This is a genomic window from Mycobacterium sp. NGS27 (assembly GCF_059813005.1).
On the sequence record NZ_JCALDT010000004.1, the window covers coordinates 481,012 to 498,073 of the forward strand.

18 protein-coding genes and 4 tRNA genes are annotated in these 17,062 nt (G+C 66.2%); 11 read left to right on the top strand and 11 right to left on the bottom strand.

Features of this window, described 5'->3' with window-relative positions:
- Window positions 1-10 precede the first annotated feature (10 nt).
- Together AC5Y30_RS13830 and AC5Y30_RS13835 are read left to right on the top strand one after the other, a co-directional pair.
- Window positions 11-241, top strand: coding sequence for a helix-turn-helix transcriptional regulator (locus AC5Y30_RS13830; protein WP_041787012.1), 231 nt, complete (start codon window positions 11-13; stop codon window positions 239-241).
- A complete protein-coding gene (locus AC5Y30_RS13835) occupies window positions 242-1,399 on the top strand; it encodes a tyrosine-type recombinase/integrase (RefSeq protein ID WP_041787011.1) in 1,158 nt (385 codons plus the stop codon). It abuts the gene before it with no gap.
- 32 nt (window positions 1,400-1,431) lie between these two features.
- On the opposite strand, the gene AC5Y30_RS13840 is transcribed toward AC5Y30_RS13835, so the two are convergent.
- From AC5Y30_RS13840 to AC5Y30_RS13850, 3 genes are all read right to left on the bottom strand, one after another.
- Window positions 1,432-1,508: transfer RNA gene (locus tag AC5Y30_RS13840), tRNA-Phe, on the bottom strand.
- 27 nt (window positions 1,509-1,535) lie between these two features.
- A tRNA-Asp gene (locus AC5Y30_RS13845) sits at window positions 1,536-1,612 on the bottom strand.
- A 29-nt stretch (window positions 1,613-1,641) separates the two neighbouring features.
- Window positions 1,642-1,714, bottom strand: a tRNA-Glu gene (locus AC5Y30_RS13850).
- Window positions 1,715-1,838: 124 nt separating this feature from the next.
- Between AC5Y30_RS13850 and AC5Y30_RS13855 the strand changes: the two genes are divergently transcribed.
- Window positions 1,839-1,914, top strand: a tRNA-Lys gene (locus AC5Y30_RS13855).
- 30 nt (window positions 1,915-1,944) lie between these two features.
- On the opposite strand, the gene AC5Y30_RS13860 is transcribed toward AC5Y30_RS13855, so the two are convergent.
- Window positions 1,945-2,844, bottom strand: coding sequence for a class I SAM-dependent methyltransferase (locus AC5Y30_RS13860; protein ID WP_499918843.1), 900 nt, complete (start codon window positions 2,842-2,844; stop codon window positions 1,945-1,947).
- 111 nt (window positions 2,845-2,955) lie between these two features.
- Here AC5Y30_RS13860 and AC5Y30_RS13865 point away from each other — a divergent pair, with 111 nt between their 5' ends.
- Genes AC5Y30_RS13865 through AC5Y30_RS13875 form a run of 3 tightly spaced genes read left to right on the top strand, consistent with a single transcriptional unit; the run spans window position 2,956 to window position 4,147 of the window.
- Entirely contained in the window at window positions 2,956-3,453 is a 498-nt protein-coding gene (locus AC5Y30_RS13865) for a nucleoside deaminase (RefSeq protein WP_499918845.1), read from the top strand.
- A gap of 44 nt (window positions 3,454-3,497) precedes the next feature.
- Complete coding sequence (locus AC5Y30_RS13870; protein WP_499918846.1) at window positions 3,498-3,911, top strand: ArsR/SmtB family transcription factor; 414 nt, start codon at window positions 3,498-3,500, stop codon at window positions 3,909-3,911.
- A 32-nt stretch (window positions 3,912-3,943) separates the two neighbouring features.
- The gene (locus tag AC5Y30_RS13875; protein WP_499918847.1) at window positions 3,944-4,147 is read left to right on the top strand and encodes a zinc transporter Slc39a7; all 204 of its coding nucleotides are present in this window, start codon (window positions 3,944-3,946) and stop codon (window positions 4,145-4,147) included.
- Between the two features lie 21 nt (window positions 4,148-4,168).
- Here AC5Y30_RS13875 and AC5Y30_RS13880 read toward each other — a convergent pair whose 3' ends face one another.
- Window positions 4,169-5,242: an oxygenase MpaB family protein gene (locus AC5Y30_RS13880; RefSeq protein ID WP_499918849.1), complete on the bottom strand. Its 1,074-nt coding sequence runs from the start codon at window positions 5,240-5,242 to the stop codon at window positions 4,169-4,171.
- Between the two features lie 67 nt (window positions 5,243-5,309).
- Between AC5Y30_RS13880 and AC5Y30_RS13885 the strand changes: the two genes are divergently transcribed.
- The 5 genes from AC5Y30_RS13885 (at window position 5,310) to phoU (ending at window position 11,234) form a co-directional block, all read left to right on the top strand.
- Complete coding sequence (locus tag AC5Y30_RS13885; protein WP_499918850.1) at window positions 5,310-5,924, top strand: TetR/AcrR family transcriptional regulator; 615 nt, start codon at window positions 5,310-5,312, stop codon at window positions 5,922-5,924.
- Window positions 5,925-6,077: 153 nt separating this feature from the next.
- Entirely contained in the window at window positions 6,078-7,100 is a 1,023-nt protein-coding gene (locus AC5Y30_RS13890) for an acyl-ACP desaturase (RefSeq protein ID WP_499918851.1), read from the top strand.
- 7 nt (window positions 7,101-7,107) lie between these two features.
- Window positions 7,108-8,241 carry a tRNA dihydrouridine synthase DusB gene (dusB, locus tag AC5Y30_RS13895; RefSeq protein WP_499918852.1) on the top strand — a complete coding sequence of 378 codons (1,134 nt, stop codon included), beginning with the start codon at window positions 7,108-7,110 and terminating at the stop codon, window positions 8,239-8,241.
- Window positions 8,242-8,536: 295 nt separating this feature from the next.
- Window positions 8,537-10,507 (top strand): LCP family protein, encoded by a 1,971-nt coding sequence (locus tag AC5Y30_RS13900; RefSeq protein WP_499919053.1) that lies wholly within the window; start codon window positions 8,537-8,539, stop codon window positions 10,505-10,507.
- A gap of 58 nt (window positions 10,508-10,565) precedes the next feature.
- Window positions 10,566-11,234: a phosphate signaling complex protein PhoU gene (phoU, locus tag AC5Y30_RS13905; protein ID WP_067121885.1), complete on the top strand. Its 669-nt coding sequence runs from the start codon at window positions 10,566-10,568 to the stop codon at window positions 11,232-11,234.
- A gap of 8 nt (window positions 11,235-11,242) precedes the next feature.
- Here the strand turns inward: phoU and pstB are convergent, their stop codons facing one another.
- From pstB to AC5Y30_RS13935, 6 genes are all read right to left on the bottom strand, one after another.
- Entirely contained in the window at window positions 11,243-12,019 is a 777-nt protein-coding gene (gene pstB / locus AC5Y30_RS13910) for a phosphate ABC transporter ATP-binding protein PstB (RefSeq protein WP_499918853.1), read from the bottom strand.
- Between the two features lie 13 nt (window positions 12,020-12,032).
- Window positions 12,033-12,947 (bottom strand): phosphate ABC transporter permease PstA, encoded by a 915-nt coding sequence (pstA, locus tag AC5Y30_RS13915; protein ID WP_499918854.1) that lies wholly within the window; start codon window positions 12,945-12,947, stop codon window positions 12,033-12,035.
- Entirely contained in the window at window positions 12,944-13,978 is a 1,035-nt protein-coding gene (gene pstC, locus AC5Y30_RS13920) for a phosphate ABC transporter permease subunit PstC (protein WP_499918855.1), read from the bottom strand. Before pstC ends, pstA begins: the two co-directional genes overlap by 4 nt.
- A gap of 50 nt (window positions 13,979-14,028) precedes the next feature.
- Complete coding sequence (gene pstS / locus AC5Y30_RS13925) at window positions 14,029-15,150, bottom strand: phosphate ABC transporter substrate-binding protein PstS (RefSeq protein WP_499918856.1); 1,122 nt, start codon at window positions 15,148-15,150, stop codon at window positions 14,029-14,031.
- A 165-nt stretch (window positions 15,151-15,315) separates the two neighbouring features.
- The gene (mshD, locus tag AC5Y30_RS13930) at window positions 15,316-16,260 is read right to left on the bottom strand and encodes a mycothiol synthase (protein ID WP_499918857.1); all 945 of its coding nucleotides are present in this window, start codon (window positions 16,258-16,260) and stop codon (window positions 15,316-15,318) included.
- Window positions 16,257-17,030, bottom strand: a complete 774-nt coding sequence (locus tag AC5Y30_RS13935) for a winged helix-turn-helix transcriptional regulator (protein ID WP_499918860.1) — start codon at window positions 17,028-17,030, stop codon at window positions 16,257-16,259. Before AC5Y30_RS13935 ends, mshD begins: the two co-directional genes overlap by 4 nt.
- Window positions 17,031-17,062: the final 32 nt, after the last annotated feature.

A 17,062-nucleotide genomic window follows, 5' to 3' on the forward strand; every position in this document is an offset into this window, starting at 1 on the left:
GGACAGCGGCATGGCAACTCTTGGCATCAACGCCACCACCAAGATAGCGACCTTTCCAGAGCTTCTGACAGCGGAACAGGTGGCGGAGCTGCTTGGCGTGTCCACTGCCACCGTGAGCCGATGGGGCGCGCTACGGGAACACGGCGCAGATGTGGGGCCGCCCTGCTACACGCTATCTGATCGCGTAAGACGTTGGGACGCAGCGGAAGTCCGCGCGTGGCTCAAGCAGGTGCACCGCTAAGTGGCCGGATCAGTACCGCGCGGCATCCGAAAGCGGACCAATTCAGCCGGCCAGGCGCGCTACCAAGTGCGCTACCTGGTGCGCGATCCAAACTCCCCGTCAGGATGGGTCGAGACATCATCGACGTTTGCCACCATGCGGGAAGCGCGCGCGTTCAAGGCGGATCGCGACGGCGAGTCGGCGATCGGCGCCCGACGATTCGACCCCAGACTTGGCCGCGCCAGCCTCTCCGCTATCTGGACGCAATACAGCGCGTCGAAGCAGCCGGCCGTTTCCCCCAAGACGTGGAGCGGCTACGTGCAGCATTGGGAACTGCGTATCAGCCCGCGCTTCGGCCATGTCCCGGTCGACGAGGTCAGCCGGAAGGATGTGCAGCAGTTCATCGGCGGCCTCACCGTGGGCCCGTGGGCCAGACTCGCCACGCTCCGGCTGCTGCGCTCGATTCTCGACATGGCTCGCGAGGACGGCCGAATTCACATCAACCCGGCCCAAGGTGTGTCATCCGGTCGGATGCCGGCGCGGGAACGTCACCGCTACCTCTCCGCTACGGAAGTCGCCGCCCTAGCAACCGCCTGCGGCGGCCAAGGCGACATCGTCACAATCCTGGCCTTTACCGGTCTGCGCTGGTCCGAACTCGTCGGCCTGCGCGTCGGCGACATCGACCTCAAAGCACGCCGCCTCTACGTCCGCCAAGCCGCCCCGGACGTGGAGGGCCGAATTATCGTCGGGCCACCGAAAACTCGCGCCGCCGTCCGAACCGTCCCACTCCCCCAAATCGTCATCGACGCGCTCGAGCCACGAATCGAAAACCGCTCACCTAAAGAACAAGCGATCACTTCACCAAACGGCGGCTTTCTCAGATCAAACAACTGGCGCAGACACACCCACTGGAACAAAGCCCTCAAGCAAACCGGCTTGGCGCCGTTGACGATCCACGACCTGCGCCACACCTACGCGAGCCTCGCCCGCAAATCCGGGGCCGACCTCCGCTACGTCCAGAAGACCATGGGGCACTCGACGCCGACTGTCACCGCCAACATCTACAGCGACCTCTACTCAGACGAACTCGACCACGTCGCTACGAATCTCGACCGGCTCAATGACGTCGCCAAAGACCAGGCGAACGGACAGGAACCGGACACACCGAAATATCCATAGAGTGCTGTCACCGCGTCCGTGCAGTTCAAGACTGGTGGCCAGGGGCGGGATCGAACCGCCGACCTTCCGCTTTTCAGGCGGACGCTCGTACCGACTGAGCTACCTGGCCGGAGGGCAGCGAGTGCCTCGCCGCGCTTGGCGACCCTGACGGGACTCGAACCCGCGACCTCCGCCGTGACAGGGCGGCGCGCTAACCAACTGCGCCACAGGGCCTTGCTGCTGCTCCGCGTCACCGCGTCGCGTACCCCCAACGGGATTCGAACCCGTGCTACCGCCGTGAAAGGGCGGCGTCCTAGGCCACTAGACGATGGGGGCCAGAACCGAATCACTCCGGGGTACTCGCAACGTGGTTTCGTTGGGAGCCACGTCAGCTTAGGTCACGGTGTGCCCAATCCTCAAACGAGCCTCGTTTTCGGTCCAAGTATCCTGAATCTCCGCGGCCCCTATAGCTCAGTTGGTAGAGCTACGGACTTTTAATCCGCAGGTCCCAGGTTCGAGCCCTGGTGGGGGCACCACAACGCGCACCGGCATGGTCCGATGACGGCTCATCGCCCGAACACGGCGGTGCTGTAGGTGACATCGGCGAAGGCCGTGGCGACGCCGTCGTCGGCGTAGACGAATCCGTTGGCCGCGTGCAACTCCGCAACCGTGGTGGAGGTGGTCTGCCAACCGCGCTGGCTCAGGTGCTCGACGATGTGGCTGCGCCGGCCGTGGTAGACCAGGTCGTTGAAGTCGATCTCGAAGCCGAGTTCGCTCATCCGGTCGTGGTGGGCGCGCCACCGCGGGTCGGCGAAAACGGCAGTGTCAGGGACGAATTCGAAGGCGAGACGGCTGCCCGGGGCGCTCAGCGCCGTGATGCTGTCGAACAGCGCGTCCTGGGCTTCGTCCGGCAGGTAGACCAGCAAGCCTTCGGCACTCCATACCGAGGGGGTCTGCGGATCGAATCCGGCCGCCTGCAGGGCCGAGGCCCAATCGTCGCGCAGGTCGATGGCGACGGTGCGCCGCTCGGCGGTGGGCTCGGCCCCCAGGTCGCTCAGCGTCAGGGTCTTGAACTCGATCACCTCGGGCATGTCGACCTCGTAAACGACCGTCCCCGCCGGCCAAGCCAGCCGGTAGGCGCGGGAATCGAGGCCCGACGCGAGGATCACCGCCTGGCCGATGCCGCTGCGGGTCGCCTCCAGGAAGAACTGGTCGTAGAACCGCGTTCGGCAGGCCATCCCCCGCGCCATTCGCTGCGGATCGAACTCCGTGTTCCCGCCGGCTGCTATTTCGCCGTTCACCAGCCGGACGTAGACGTCGATCCCGACCGCGCGCACCAGCGGTGCGGCATACGGGTCGTCGATCAGCTTCGCGTCGGAAGACAGCGCTCGCTGCGCGGCCACCATGGTGGCCGTCGCGCCGACACTCGTCGCAAGATCCCAGCGATCACGTTCGGTGCGCGCCATGCTGCCCCCTTAGACCCGGACCGGAAAAGATAGACAACCTAGTTAGTATCACAAGGCCGCCGCGGGACTACTCTCCGAGTTATCTGCTTCCCGTTCGACGCCGGAGGACCGATGACCGATTTCGCGCAGCGGACGATCGAGCAGGCTCGCCGCAACGTAGGCGAGGGTGGGCGCCCGTTTGCGACGGTGATCGTCCAGGACGGCGAAGTGCTCGCCGAGAGCGCCAACAAGGTGGCCCAGACGAACGATCCCACCGCTCACGCCGAGATCCTGGCGATCCGCGAGGCATGCATGAAGCTGGGCACCGAGCATCTCGTCGACGCGACCATCTACGTGCTGGCCCACCCGTGCCCGATGTGCCTGGGCTCGCTGTACTACTGCTCACCCAAAGAAGTCGTCTTCCTGACCACCCGGGACAGCTACGAGCAGTACTACCTGGATGACCGCAAGTACTTCGAGTTGTCCACCTTCTACGACGAATTCGCGAAGCAATGGGACCAGCGACGCCTGCCGATGCGCTATGACCCCAGGGGCGACGCCGTGGAGGTCTACCGGCTCTGGAACGAGCTCAATGGCGGCCGCCGGTCGACGGTCGTTCCGTCGGCCTGATTCACGTCCTTGGCAGGACGACCGGCCTTCGCTAGTATTTGCGTATGCATGCAGATAATGGCAAAGGCCGGCTGCCTGACGACCAGGCCAACCTGGTGGTCGAGGTGTTCCGGATGCTGGCCGATGCCACTCGCGTGCAGGTGCTCTGGGCGTTGACCGACCGGGAGATGGCGGTCAACGAACTCGCCGAGCACGTGGGGAAACCGGCGCCGTCGGTCTCTCAGCACCTCGCGAAGTTGCGGATGGCGCGGCTGGTTCGCACCCGCCGGGAGGGCACGACGATCTTCTACAGCCTGGAGAACGATCACGTCCGCCAGCTCGTCACCGACGCGGTCTTCAACGCCGAGCACGCCGGCCCCGGTGTGCCGGGCCATCACCGCGGCGACGGTGGCCTGAAGGCCGTCGGCCAGTCGTCTCGCCCGCCGACCCGGCGGCGCGGCGCGCTGAACGAGCAGTAGTCACAAGGCATTTGACAAAGGAGAAGTCAACGATGAGCGAACAGCACACCCATGACGCGCCGCACGCGCACGAACACCAGCACGGCGACGTGACGCATGCTCACGCGCACACGAGCCACGAGCATGACCATGTCGAGCACGAGCACTCACACGCTCACGAGGACGGGACCGAGCACACCCATCAGCACGTGCACCAGGTGGGCCTGGAAGAAGTTCACGGTCACCTGCACGCATAGCGCGAGCGGCGCTTCGGCGACTCAGGAAACCATCGGGCAGTAGTGCTTGGGGTTGCCGCGCTCGTCCTCGGGCGGCAGGTTGCGCGCCGGTGTTTGCACCAGCGGCGTATCGAGCGGGATCCGCCCGCTGGCGCGGTCCAAGCCGGCCCGCGCGCGGGGGTGCTTGCGGAATCTGCTGGGCACCAGGGCGAACACGCCACGCACGACGTCGCCGAAGCGCCGGTGCAGCCACTCGTCGCGCCGCGACCAGCGGTAGCCCATCAGTTCTCGCACCGGCGGGTCGTACAGGCCCACCGTCACCCAGACGAAGAACGGCGCCAACAACTTGCGTTGCGCGGCCCACAACTGATCCGGAATCCATTGCGCGAACGGGGGTTTGGGAAGCTCGGTCAGATCGAGCACGGCCCGGGCGGCCCAATTGTTCTCCAGCACGTTGCAGCACATGTGGTCCCAGTAGACCTGGAATTCCTCCCACGAACCCGGCACCGGCCGCATGCTCATGCCGTACATGCGATACCACTCGACGTGTTCGTCGAACAGTTGCCGCTTCTGCTCCTCGGTGATGCCGCCGCAGAATCGTTCGGCCACATGAATGGTGCCCATAAAGAAGGTGGAGTGCGCCCAGTAAAAGACGTCGGGGTTCAATGCGTGGTAGCGCCGGCCCTGTTCGTCGACCCCCTTGATGTCGGTGTGGTAATCGCGGACCTCGGCGCCGGTACACGGGGCGCGATCCCCGTCGAATACGACTCCCCCGATCGGATACAACGAGCGCAGCAATCGCGGCCAACGCTCGCGGAAGAACGTGGAGTGATCGGTGACCGCCGCGCCCAGCTGAGGGTGCATGTTCTGCATTGAGCCCGCCCACGGACCCTGCAGCATGCCCCGCCAGTCCCCGAAGTACCGCCAGGTCAGCGAATCGGGCCCTAGCGGTGCGGGTGGCGCGTCATACCCCGCCGGCGAGACCGGGCAGCCGCCCGCGATGCCGTCGGACGCGCCCGCCGGGTCGCCGGAAACCGACTGCTCAGCGGTGCCCACACCATCGCGACCTGCGACGTCGCTGGTCAGAGGGGACGACGCCGACGTATCTTGAGTCACTATTGAGTCCCTGTAGGTATCGTCAATTTTGACTACAACCGTTGTCAATCAAGAGCTTAGGAGCGATGTGCAGACGGGTCAACGGCGGGGACGCTGGACCGGGGTCCCCTTGGAGAGTCGACTCGCGCTTCGCCGTGACAACCTCATCGACGCCGGCGTGCAGCTACTCGGCAGTGCCGGCGGGCCGGCGCTGACCGTGCGTGCGGTCTGCCGTGAGGCCGCGCTGACCGAACGCTACTTCTACGAAAGCTTTACCGACCGTGACGAATTCGTGCGCGCGGTCTACGACGATGTCTGCACGCGCGCCATGAACGCCCTGACGTCGGCGACGACCCCGCGCGAGGCCGTCGAGCGATTCGTCGAGCTGATGGTCGACGACCCGGTCCGTGGCCGCGTGCTGCTGCTGGCGCCGGCGGTGGAGCCCGTTCTGACCCGCTCCGGCGCGCAGTGGATGCCCAATTTCATCGATCTGCTGCAGCGCAAGCTGTCCCGGATCGGCGACGCCGTACTGCAGAAGATGATCGCCACCAGCCTGATCGGTGGGTTGTCAGGGCTGTTCACCGCCTACTTGCACGGGCAACTGGGGGCCACCCGCCAACAGTTCATCGATTACTGCACCAACATGCTCTACATCACGGCCGCGCCGTACGTCCCGGCCGGCGAGCTCGGCAAATCGCAATAACGCGCGTTGTCAGTGGCGCCGCATCGGCCGGCCACAAAGACCCGCACGAAACCGGCATAACTGGTCATCCGGCGCGCCGACGAGGAACTTGATGCTACTCAAGTACACAGATATATTGACTGCTACCCATCGACACAGATAACTGGAGGGCCTATGTCAGCCGAGCTGACAAACCTACAGCTGCTGCACGAACTCGAGCCATTCGTCGAGAAGTACCTGAACCGGCACGAGAGCATGCACAAGGACTGGAACCCGCACGACTACATCCCCTGGTCGGACGGCAAGAACTACTACGCGCTCGGTGGGCAGGATTGGGAGCCCGGTCAGTCACAGCTCTCGGACGTCGCCCAAGTGGCGATGGTGCAGAACCTGATGACCGAGGACAACCTGCCGTCATATCACCGCGAGATCGCGATGAACTTCGGCCTGGATGACGCCTGGGGGCAGTGGGTCAACCGCTGGACCGCCGAGGAGAACCGGCACGGCATCGCGCTGCGCGACTACCTGGTGGTGACCCGCGCGGTCGACCCCATCGAATTGGAAAAGCTGCGCATGGAGGTGGTGAACCGCGGCTTCAGTCCGGGCCAGAACCATCAGGTCCGAGCCGACCTGTTCGCCGAGAGCCTGTTCGACTCGGTCATCTATGTGACATTCCAGGAGCTGGCAACCCGGATTTCGCACCGCAACACCGGCAAGGCCTGCAACGAGACGATCGCGGACCAGTTGCTGGCCAAGATCTCGGCCGACGAGAACCTGCACATGATTTTCTACCGGGATGTCAGCGAGGCCGGGTTCGAGGCCGCGCCCAACCAGGCGATGAAGTCGCTGCACAAGGTGCTGCGCAACTTCCAGATGCCGGGCTACCAGGTGCCCGAGTTCCGCCGGAAGGCCGTCGTCATCGCCGTGGGCGGCGTGTACGACCCGCGCATCCACCTCGACGACGTCGTCATGCCGGTGCTGAAGAAATGGCGCATCTTCGAGCGTGAGGACTTCACCGGTGAGGCGGCCGCCATGCGCGACGATCTTGCGCTGCTGATCAAGGAACTCGAGACGACCTGCGAGAAGTTCGAGATCTCGAAGCAGCGTCAGCTCGAACGGGAAGCCCGAACCGGTAAGAGGACCACCGCGTTCGAGCTGCACCAGACCGCGGGCACGCTGACCATGAGCCGGCGGTAACCAAGCGGTGCACATCGGTTCCATCGCGCTCGCCAGCCCGGTGGTCCTCGCGCCGATGGCGGGCGTGACAAACGTCGCATTCCGGACGCTGTGCCGTGAATTGGAGCAGGCCAAGGTCGGCACCGTCAGCGGGCTCTATGTCTGCGAGATGGTGACGGCGCGTGCGCTTGTCGAGCGTCACCCGGCCACCCTGCACATGACCACATTCGCCCCGGACGAGTCGCCGCGTTCGCTGCAGCTCTACACCGTCGACCCAGCGACGACCTACGCGGCCGCCAAGATGATCGCCGACGAAGGCCTGGCCGATCACATCGACATGAATTTCGGCTGCCCGGTGCCCAAGGTGACCAAGCGCGGCGGCGGATCGGCGCTGCCGTACAAGCGGCGACTCTTCGGTCAGATCGTCGCCGCGGCGGTGCGTGGCACCGAGGGCACCCAGATACCGGTGACCGTCAAGTTCCGCATCGGCATCGACGACGAGCACCACACACACCTCGACGCCGGCCGCATCGCCGAAGCCGAAGGCGCCGCCGCCGTCGCACTGCATGCCCGCACAGCCGCGCAGCGTTACTCCGGCACCGCCGACTGGGACGAGATCGCCAGGCTCAAACAGCAGGTGCGGACCATCCCGGTGCTCGGCAACGGCGACATCTATGACGCCAGTGACGCGCTGACCATGATGGCCACCACCGGATGCGACGGCGTCGTCATCGGCCGCGGCTGCCTGGGCCGGCCATGGCTGTTCGCCGAGTTGTCGGCCGCCTTCACCGGCAGCCCGCCGCCCACCCCTCCGACGCTGGGCGAGGTCGCCGACATCGTCCGACGCCACGGGCAACTGCTAACCGCGCACTTCGGCGAGGACAAGGGCATGCGGGACATCCGCAAGCATGTCGGCTGGTACCTGCACGGCTTTCCGGCCGGCTCCGAGCTGCGCCGGGCACTGGCGATGGTCAAGACGCTCGACGAATTGGACTCCCTGCTCGACCGGCTGGACGGCACCGTGCCGTTCCCGGACGAGGCGACGGGCCCTCGCGGCCGGCAGGGTTCCCCGGCCCGGGTGGTGCTGCCGGAAGGCTGGCTGGCCGACCCCGACGACTGCACGGTGCCGGCGGGCGCCGACGTCATGCACTCCGGGGGCTGAGCCGACGGCTCGAAATCGCGCCCGGGCCGATAAGTCAGTACGATGTGGGCTTTATTGCGTGCGCTCGGGTGGCGGATCGATTCCGTGCCGCCACACCAGCGGTGGCAATGGTTGGCACCAGCCGCGGCGCGCGCAACGCGACACTGCGCTGACATATGCACGAGCACGCTGACGTCTGCATCAGAGCTTCGGAGGCCTCTACGACATGAGTGACGCCGAGAACGACGCCACTCTCAATGGTCGGCACGGCCCGGGCGGGACGCGTACCCATCGGATCGCGACGAACCCGGCGCCGCTGGGCGCGGCGCCCTGGGAGCGATTCTTTGCGCCGCCGGCCAACGACAACCTTCACCGCTGGCAGCCCGAGGGCGCGATCGAGGCCGCCGGGCCGCGCGAGGATGACGCCGATCGGGGCGGATCCCACACCGGCGGCGGCGTCAGCGTCGCCGATCTGATCGCCAAGATCGGCGCCCCAAGCCGGCCGGTCCATCATCGTGCCGCTCCGGAGGACCCCGAGGTCGAGCCCACCGGCGCCGGGCCGGGCCTGCCGATCGAGCTGCAGAAAACGCAGGTGATCGACGACCTCGCCTATTCCGTGGACGCCGTCGCCGAGCTTCGCGCGCTGGAGGCCGCCGATTACCCGAACGACGACGACCCGCAAGACGTGGCTCCTGAGACCAGCGCCGAGGAACCCAGACGCCGGCGCCGGCCGCTGCTGGTCGCCGGGCGGTCGACGGCGGCCCTGGCTGCGGTGCTGGCGCTGGCCATGACCGGCGGCGCATGGCAGTGGAGTACGTCGAAAAACGCCCGGCTGAACACGATCAGCGCGCTCGACCAAAACTCCAGCGACATCCGCGACCCGGGCGGACAGTACGGCGACGAGGACTTCCTGATCGTCGGCCTCGACTCGCGCCTGGGCGACAACGCCAACATGGGCGCCGGGACGACCGACGATGCCGACGGAGAGCGCTCGGACACGGTCATGCTGGTCAACATCCCGGCGAACCGCAAGCGCGTGGTCGCGGTGTCATTCCCGCGCGACCTGGCGATCACCCCGATGCAGTGCGAAGCGTGGAACCCAGAAACGGGCAAGTACGGGCCCCTCTACGACCCGAAGACCAAGACCTACGGTCCGAAGATGGTCTACACCGAGACCAAACTCAACTCGGCGTTCGCCTTCGGCGGCCCCAAGTGTCTGGTGAAGGAAATCCAGAAGCTGTCCGGCTTGAGCATCAACCGCTTCATCGCCGTCGACTTCTCCGGCTTCGCGAAAATGGTCGACGCCCTCGGCGGCGTCGAGGTCTGCTCGAGCACGCCGCTGCACGACTACGAGTTGGGCACGGTCCTCGAACACGGGGGACGCCAGGTGCTCGACGGCTCCACCGCCCTGAACTACGTGCGGGCCCGCCAGGTCACCACCGAGGTCAACGGCGATTACGGCCGGATCAAACGTCAGCAGCTGTTCCTGTCGTCGCTGCTGCGGTCGTTGATCTCCGAAGACACGCTGCTCGACCCCCACAAGCTCAACAGCGTCGTCAACATGTTCATCAGCGACACCGTCGTGGACAACGTGCAGTCCAAGGACCTGATCCAACTCGGTCAGTCGTTGCAGGGCATGGCGGCCGGGCACGTCACGTTCGTCACCGTGCCGACCGGTGTCACCGACCAGAACGGCGACGAGCCACCGCGGATGGCCGACATGCGCGCCCTGTTCGACGCCGTCATCAACGACGATCCGCTGCCCGAGGAGAACGACCAGAACGCGCAGAATTTGAGCACGTCTGCAACGAAGGGCCCGTCGAAGGCGCCCACCACCAGGAAGTCGCCGGCACAGGCGCCGGAGGTGCAGCCCGAGCAGATCACCACGACCTCGCCGAGCGGCGTGACGGTGCGCGTTTCCAACGCGACCACGCAAAGCGGTCTGGCGACCACCGCGACCAGCCAGCTCAAGCACGACGGCTTCAATGTGATGTCACCCGACGATTACCCCAGTTCGGTCAACGCGACGACCGTGCTGTTCTCGCCGGGCAACGAGGAGGCCGCCGCCACGGTCGCGTCCTCCTTCGCCGGCGCTAAAGTCCAGCGGGTTTCGGGCTACGGACAGGTCGTGCAGGTGGTGTTGGGGCCCGATTTCAAGTCGGTCTCGGATCCCTCGCCCAGCGGCTCGTCGATGAGCCTGCACATCGAACGCGGTTCGAGCAACGCACCTGCCAAGCTGCCGGAGGACCTGACCGTCACGAACGCGGCCGACACCACCTGCGAGTAACCGCTTTTGACGGCGCTCCGCCGCCCGTTTCGCGCGGCGAGACCGTACCCTTGGTGATATGCGGACCGCCTACCACGAGCAACTCTCGGAGTTATCCGAGCGCCTCGGCGAGATGTGCGGCTTGGCAGGAATCGCTATGGAGCGGGCCACCCAGGCTCTGCTCCAAGCCGACTTGGTGCTAGCCGAACAAGTCATCTCCGATCACGAGGCCATCGCCGTACTCAGTGCGCGCGCCGAAGAAAGCGCCTTCGTGCTGCTGGCATTACAGGCGCCGGTGGCCGGAGACTTGAGGGCCATTGTGAGTGCGATTCAAATGGTGGCGGACATCGACCGGATGGGTGCGCTGGCACTGCACGTCGCCAAGATCGCCCGCCGACGGCATCCCCAGCACGCCTTGCCCGAAGAGGTCAATGGCTATTTCGCCGAAATGGGTAGCATCGCAGTCGAATTGGGCAACAGCGCGCAGGAGGTGGTGCTGTCGCGCGACCCGGAGAAGGCCGCTCGGATTCGCGAAGAAGACGACGCCATGGACGACCTGCACCGGCATCTGTTCTCGGTCCTGATGGACCGTGAATGGAAGCACGGCGTCGCGGCGGCCGTCGACGTGACCTTGCTGGGCCGGTTCTACGAGCGTTTTGCCGACCACGCCGTCGAGGTGGCCCGGCGAGTCATCTTCCAGGCGACCGGCAGACTTCCCGAGGAAGAAGCGAAACCCGCCTCGCAGTAACGATCGGGCTAGCCGAACCGGCCGGAAATGTAGTCCTCGGTCGCCTTTTGGCTCGGGTTGGAGAAGATCTTCTCGGTGTCGTCCACTTCGATCAGCCGCCCCGGTTTTCCGACGGCTTCCAGGTTGAAGAACGCCGTGTAGTCGCTGACCCGCGCCGCCTGCTGCATGTTGTGGGTGACGATGACGATGGTGTAATCCTGCTTGAGTTCGCTGATCAACTCCTCGATGGCCATGGTCGAGATCGGGTCCAGCGCCGAACACGGCTCGTCCATCAGCAGCACATCGGGCTGCACGGCGATGGCCCGCGCGATGCACAGGCGCTGCTGCTGCCCGCCGGACAATCCGCCGCCGGGCCGGTCCAACCGATTCTTGACCTCATCCCACAGGTTCGCCCCGCGCAGCGAATACTCGGCCGTCTCGTCGAGCACCTTGCGGTTGCGCACCCCCTGCAGCTTCAGGCCGGCCACCACGTTGTCGCGAATTGACATGGCGGGGAACGGGTTCGGCCGTTGAAACACCATCCCGATGGCTCGGCGCACGCCGACCGGGTCGACTCCGGTGCCATAGATGTCTTCGTCGTCGAGGAGCACGCTGCCCTCGACCCGTCCGCCGGGCACCACCTCGTGCATCCGGTTCAGCGTGCGCAGCACCGTCGTTTTGCCGCAGCCGGACGGGCCGATGAACGCGGTCACGCTGCGGGGCAGAACCGACAGCGTCACATCCGAGACCGCGTGAAACGACCCGTAGTAGATGTTGACGCCCTTGAGGTCCAACCGTTTGGCCACTTAGTGCTCCTGCCTATGACTTTCTGGTGCCCAGAAATCGTGCTATCACTCGGGCCGCGATGTTGATGATGGCGATCACCAGGATGAGGGTTAATGCGGCACCCCACAACCGATCCGTGGGGATGGGGTTGAGGCTCGCGCCGGCGGTCGTCTGGTTGAACATCATGCCGGGCAACGTCCCCATGAACCCGCTGAAGATATCGAAGTTCATCGATTGTGCGTAACCGACGAGGATCAGCAGCGGCGCCGTCTCGCCCATCACCCTGGCCATCGCCAGCAGTATTCCCGTGACGATGCCGGACAACCCGGTGGGAATGACCACCCGGGCAATGGTTTTCCACTTGGTGATGCCCAGCGCGTAGCTGGCCTCGCGAAGGTCCACCGGGACGATTCGCAGCATTTCCTCGGTGGCGCGCACGATCACCGGAAGCATCAGCAAGACGAGCGCCAGCGATACCGCGAACTGCGACCGGGGAAGTCCCAGCATGGCCACGCACAACGCGTAAATGAACAGCGCCGCAACGATTGACGGCACACCGCTCAGGATGTCCACCATGAACGACGCCAGTCGCCCCAACGCGGTGCCGCCGCCGTACTCGACCAGATAGATCGCGACCATCAGCCCGAGCGGGACGGAGATGAGGGCACATACCACTCCCTGCAGCACGGTGCCGACCAGCGCGTGGTAGGCGCCACCCCCGGTGACGAACGCCGTCATCCCCGCTTGCGAGTGCGTCCACCACACGGTTGACGCGACCGCCTTGAAGCCTTTGACGGCCACCGACCACAACACCATCACCAACGGAGTCACAGCGATCAGCAGCGACAAGGAAACCAGCACGGCCGCAACGTAATTCGTGGTACGACGACGCCAGCTGACCGGTGAGAACGTCCGCGGCTTGAGGGGCCGGTCCAACATCGACGTCATCGGGCCGCCCTTCGTCCCACCCCGGCGACGGCGCCGCGAGCCAGGGCGTCGACCAGGAAGGTGAGCACGAAGAGCGTCAGCCCCGCGGCGATGTACGCGCCGGCCTTGTACCGGTCATCGAATTCGGCCGCGGCGCCGGCGATCTTGGTCGCAAAGGTGGAGCCGCCGTCGAACAGCGACCACCCGAACGCCGACTGCGTACCCCGCAGAATGATCAGCAGCGCCACCGTCTCACCCAGGGCACGGCCCAGCCCCAGCATGGACCCACTGATATAGCCCGACCGCCCGAACGGCAGCGTGACCGTCTTGACCACTTCCCAGCGGGTGGCGCCGAGCGCCAGCACGGCCTCGATTTGGTCCTGCGGCGCCTGGACGAACACTTCGCGCGTGACCGCCGTGATGATCGGCAGGATCATCACCGCCAGGACGACGCCGCCGGTGAAGATGGTTCCCCCGCCGGCGGGCGACGCATTGCCGTTGGCGAACAGGAAACACCAGCCCAGCGAGCGATTGAGCCAGGTGGCGACGGGCCGAAGCTGCGGCGCCAGCACATACAGTCCCCACGCGCCGTAGATGATCGAGGGCACCGCGGCCAGCAGATCGACCGAGTAGGCCAGGGGCGTGGCGACCCGCCGGGGGGCGTACTGGGTGATGAAGATGGCCACGCCCAGGGCGACCGGCATGGCCAGGATCAGCGCGAACAACGACACGAACACCGTGACCGGAACCAGGCTGGCGATGCCGAAGTGCATGGCCGAGGTGTCCGTGGTGACCCATACACCGCCGTAGCTGAAGAAGTTCTCCCGATTGCGGTGCAGCGCCGGTATCGCGCGCCCGAGCAGGAACGCGGCGATCGCGGCGATGACCACGATGATGACCACGCCCGAGGATTGCGCGAGCCAGCGGAAAATCCGGTCCGCCACATGGGGCCGTCCCTGTCCCCACGGGCTGGTGGGGGTGGCCTGCTTGTCCGGAAACGGCGCGGCGACAACCGCACCCGAACCCGCGTCGATGGGATTCGGCGATGTCACGGTGATCCCGTCACAGGTCTGCTGTCACTCCTTGAACCCGATGCACCCGGTTACTGCATCGCATTGATGGCCGTAACCAGTCGTTCCCTGACCTTATCGGGCAGCGGCACGTATCCGGCCTTCGCGAGTTCGCCCTGCGCGGTACTGGCGGACACGGCCAGGAACGATTTGACGGCCGCCGAAGTGTCGGCGTCGTAACCCTTTGAGCACACGATCTCGTAGGTGACCAGCAACAGCGGGTAGACGCCGGGTTCCTCGGAGCCGTACATGGCATTGAGGTCGAGCACCAGGTCGTCGCCTTCGGCCAGGAATTTGGCCGCGTTGACGGCGTTCCCGGCAGTCTCGTTGGTCAGCGGTATGACGCCGCCGCGGGTGGCGATTTTGGCGTAGGGCATGCGGGCCTGATCGGCGAAGGCCCTCTCGACATATCCGACGGAGCCTGGCGTGGCCCGCACCGCCTGGATGATGCCGGCCGACTTCGCGGCGCCCTCGCCGACACCGCCCTGAAACTCCGTGCCGACTCCTTTGGACCAGCTCTGCGGCGCGGCCGCGGTCAGGTATTTCTGCACGTTGTCGGTGGTTCCCGACGAGTCGGTCCGGTAGATCGGCGTGATCTTGGTGTCGGGTAGGCGCGTGCCCGGATTCAGCGCCGCCAGGATCGGGTCATTCCATGCGGTGATCCTGCCGGTGAAGATCTTGGCCAGCGCGTCGCTGTTGACCACCAGGTCCGGATTTCCGGGCAGGTTGTAGACGATCCCGATGGGGCCGAAAACCATTGGCAGGTCCCACGCCGGGTTACCGTCGCAGCGCTTGGCGGCGGGCCCGATCTGGTCGGCAACCAACGGGGAGTCCGCGCCCGCGAAATCGACATGTCCCGCGATGAACTGCTCACGGCCGGCGCCGGATCCGGTTGGGTTATAGGCCAGCCCCTTTCCGGGGCAATACTGGCTCCACACCTGGTTGAACACCGTGATCGCGTTCTCTTGAGCGGTCGAGCCCTCCGCCGTCAGCTTGTCCTTGCCACCGCATCCGGCAGTTCCGGTGACGCCGGAGCTGGGCCCCGCGGTCCCGCGGCGATTCTCGTCGCTGCCGCAGGCGGCCAGTGCTCCGGCAACGAGCGCCATCACCAACACCACTGCGGCCAGCGCCCTGCTCTGCCTGTCGCGCCTCACCGATCTCGCTTTCCTGACATGTTCCCGACGCATGTGGGCGCCGCGGCCCCCTCCCATGTGAGGTTGCCAAGTGCCGGCGGAAGTATGCGCCGACGCGGCGCGCGGCAACGTCTCGGTGGCCAGGACCAGATTAGCGATTCGCGTTGACGCCGCTCGTACCCGCGGTCAGTTGGCCGCGGGAACGACCGCGTATGCGGTGTCGACGCTGTGGACGGTGAACCCCAAGCGCTGGTAGGTGCGCACCGCGGCGACGTTGTCCGATTCGACGTAGAGCATCACGGTGGGTTCGGGGGCGTCGGCCAGGCGGCTCCCCAACCAGTCGATGCCGACGGCGGTCAACGCCTGCCCTAGGCCGCGGCCCTGCGCCGAGGGATCGACGCCCACCACGTACACCTCGCCCAGGCCGGGCCGGTCCAGGTGCACCTTGGTCCAGTGGAAACCCAGCAACGTGCCGGCCTGCTCGCCGCCGGAGTCGTCGAACGCCAGGAACAGGCCCGCCGGGTCGAACCACGGTTCATTGCGGCGCTCCGCCAGCTCGACGTCCGTCCAACCGCCCTGTTCGGGATGGTAGGAAAACGCGGCATTGTTGACCCGCAGCAGCTCGGCGTCGTCGGCGGCGCCCGCGTACGTGCGGATCTTCACCCCTGGCGGCTGTGGCACGGTGTCGGGTAGGTCGCGCAGCGAACGTCGCATCTGCATCAGTTCCCGCACGGCGGCCAGGCCCAGCGCGGAAGCGGTAGCACGAGCCGGGTCAAGCGTGCCATGCGCCCAAAAACGGTTTCCCGCACCGGTTTTGGCCAACGCGGCGCGTGCCAGTGTGGACCCGATACCGCGACGGCGCGCCTGCGGGTGCACGACGAGTTCGGCCATGCCCGTCTCGCTGTCGCGCGGCGGCCTCAGGTTGAGGTAACCGATGATCGCGCCGGCCGTCGTGCCCCCCGACTCCGGGTTCGTGATCAGGAGATGCTCGGTGCGGTCATGCCCGAGCTCGCGCAGTACCTGCTCGCCAACGGGCGCGACTCCGTCGAATTCGGTTGCCGCACTGATAAGTTCACGCGCGCCCCGCTGCTCTTCGCCGGTCAGTTCCCGGCGCCACTCGGGTGACGTCACTGCGTGTGCAGCGGATCGGCCAACGGGTCTTGGACGTTTTGGGATTCGGATTCGGATCCAGCGCCGTCGGCGTCATCGGGCTCGGAAACCGGGGTGCGGCCGCGCGCGGGGCGGACGGCCTTGTAGCCCACGTTGCGCACGGTGCCGATCAGCGCCTCGTATTCTGGGCCGAGTTTGGCCCGCAGTCGGCGCACGTGCACGTCGACGGTGCGGGTGCCGCCGAAGAAGTCGTATCCCCACACCTCGTGCAGCAGCTGCGCGCGCGTGAAAACTCGCCCGGCATGCTGGGCCAGGTATTTGAGCAACTCGAATTCCTTATAGGTGAGGTCCAGCGGGCGGCCGCGCAGCCGCGCGGTGTAGGTGCCCTCGTCGATCACCAGCTCGCCGAGGCTGACCTTGCCGGCGCTCTCCTGGTCCGCGAGTCCGCCGCGCCGGCCGATCACCAGCCGCAGCCGCGCGTCGACCTCGGCGGGCCCGGTGGTGGGGAGCAGGATCTCGTCCAGACCCCAGTCCGAGCTGACGGCCACCAGCCCGCCCTCGCTCACCACGGCCAGCACGGGGCCCGCCCGGCCGGCGGTGCTCAACAGGCGGCATAGTCCGCGTGCCGCCGACAGGTCGGTGCGCGCGTCGACGATGACCGCATCCGCGGTCCCGGCCTCGAGCAACGATGAGGGTTCTGGCGGCGCCGTCCGGACGGTATGCGGAAGCAGGGACAACGACGGCAAGACCGGGTCGGGATGAAGCTCCGAGGTCAGCAGTAGTAGCTCCAACTAGCCCCTCCAACTCGGGGGAACGGCATCTC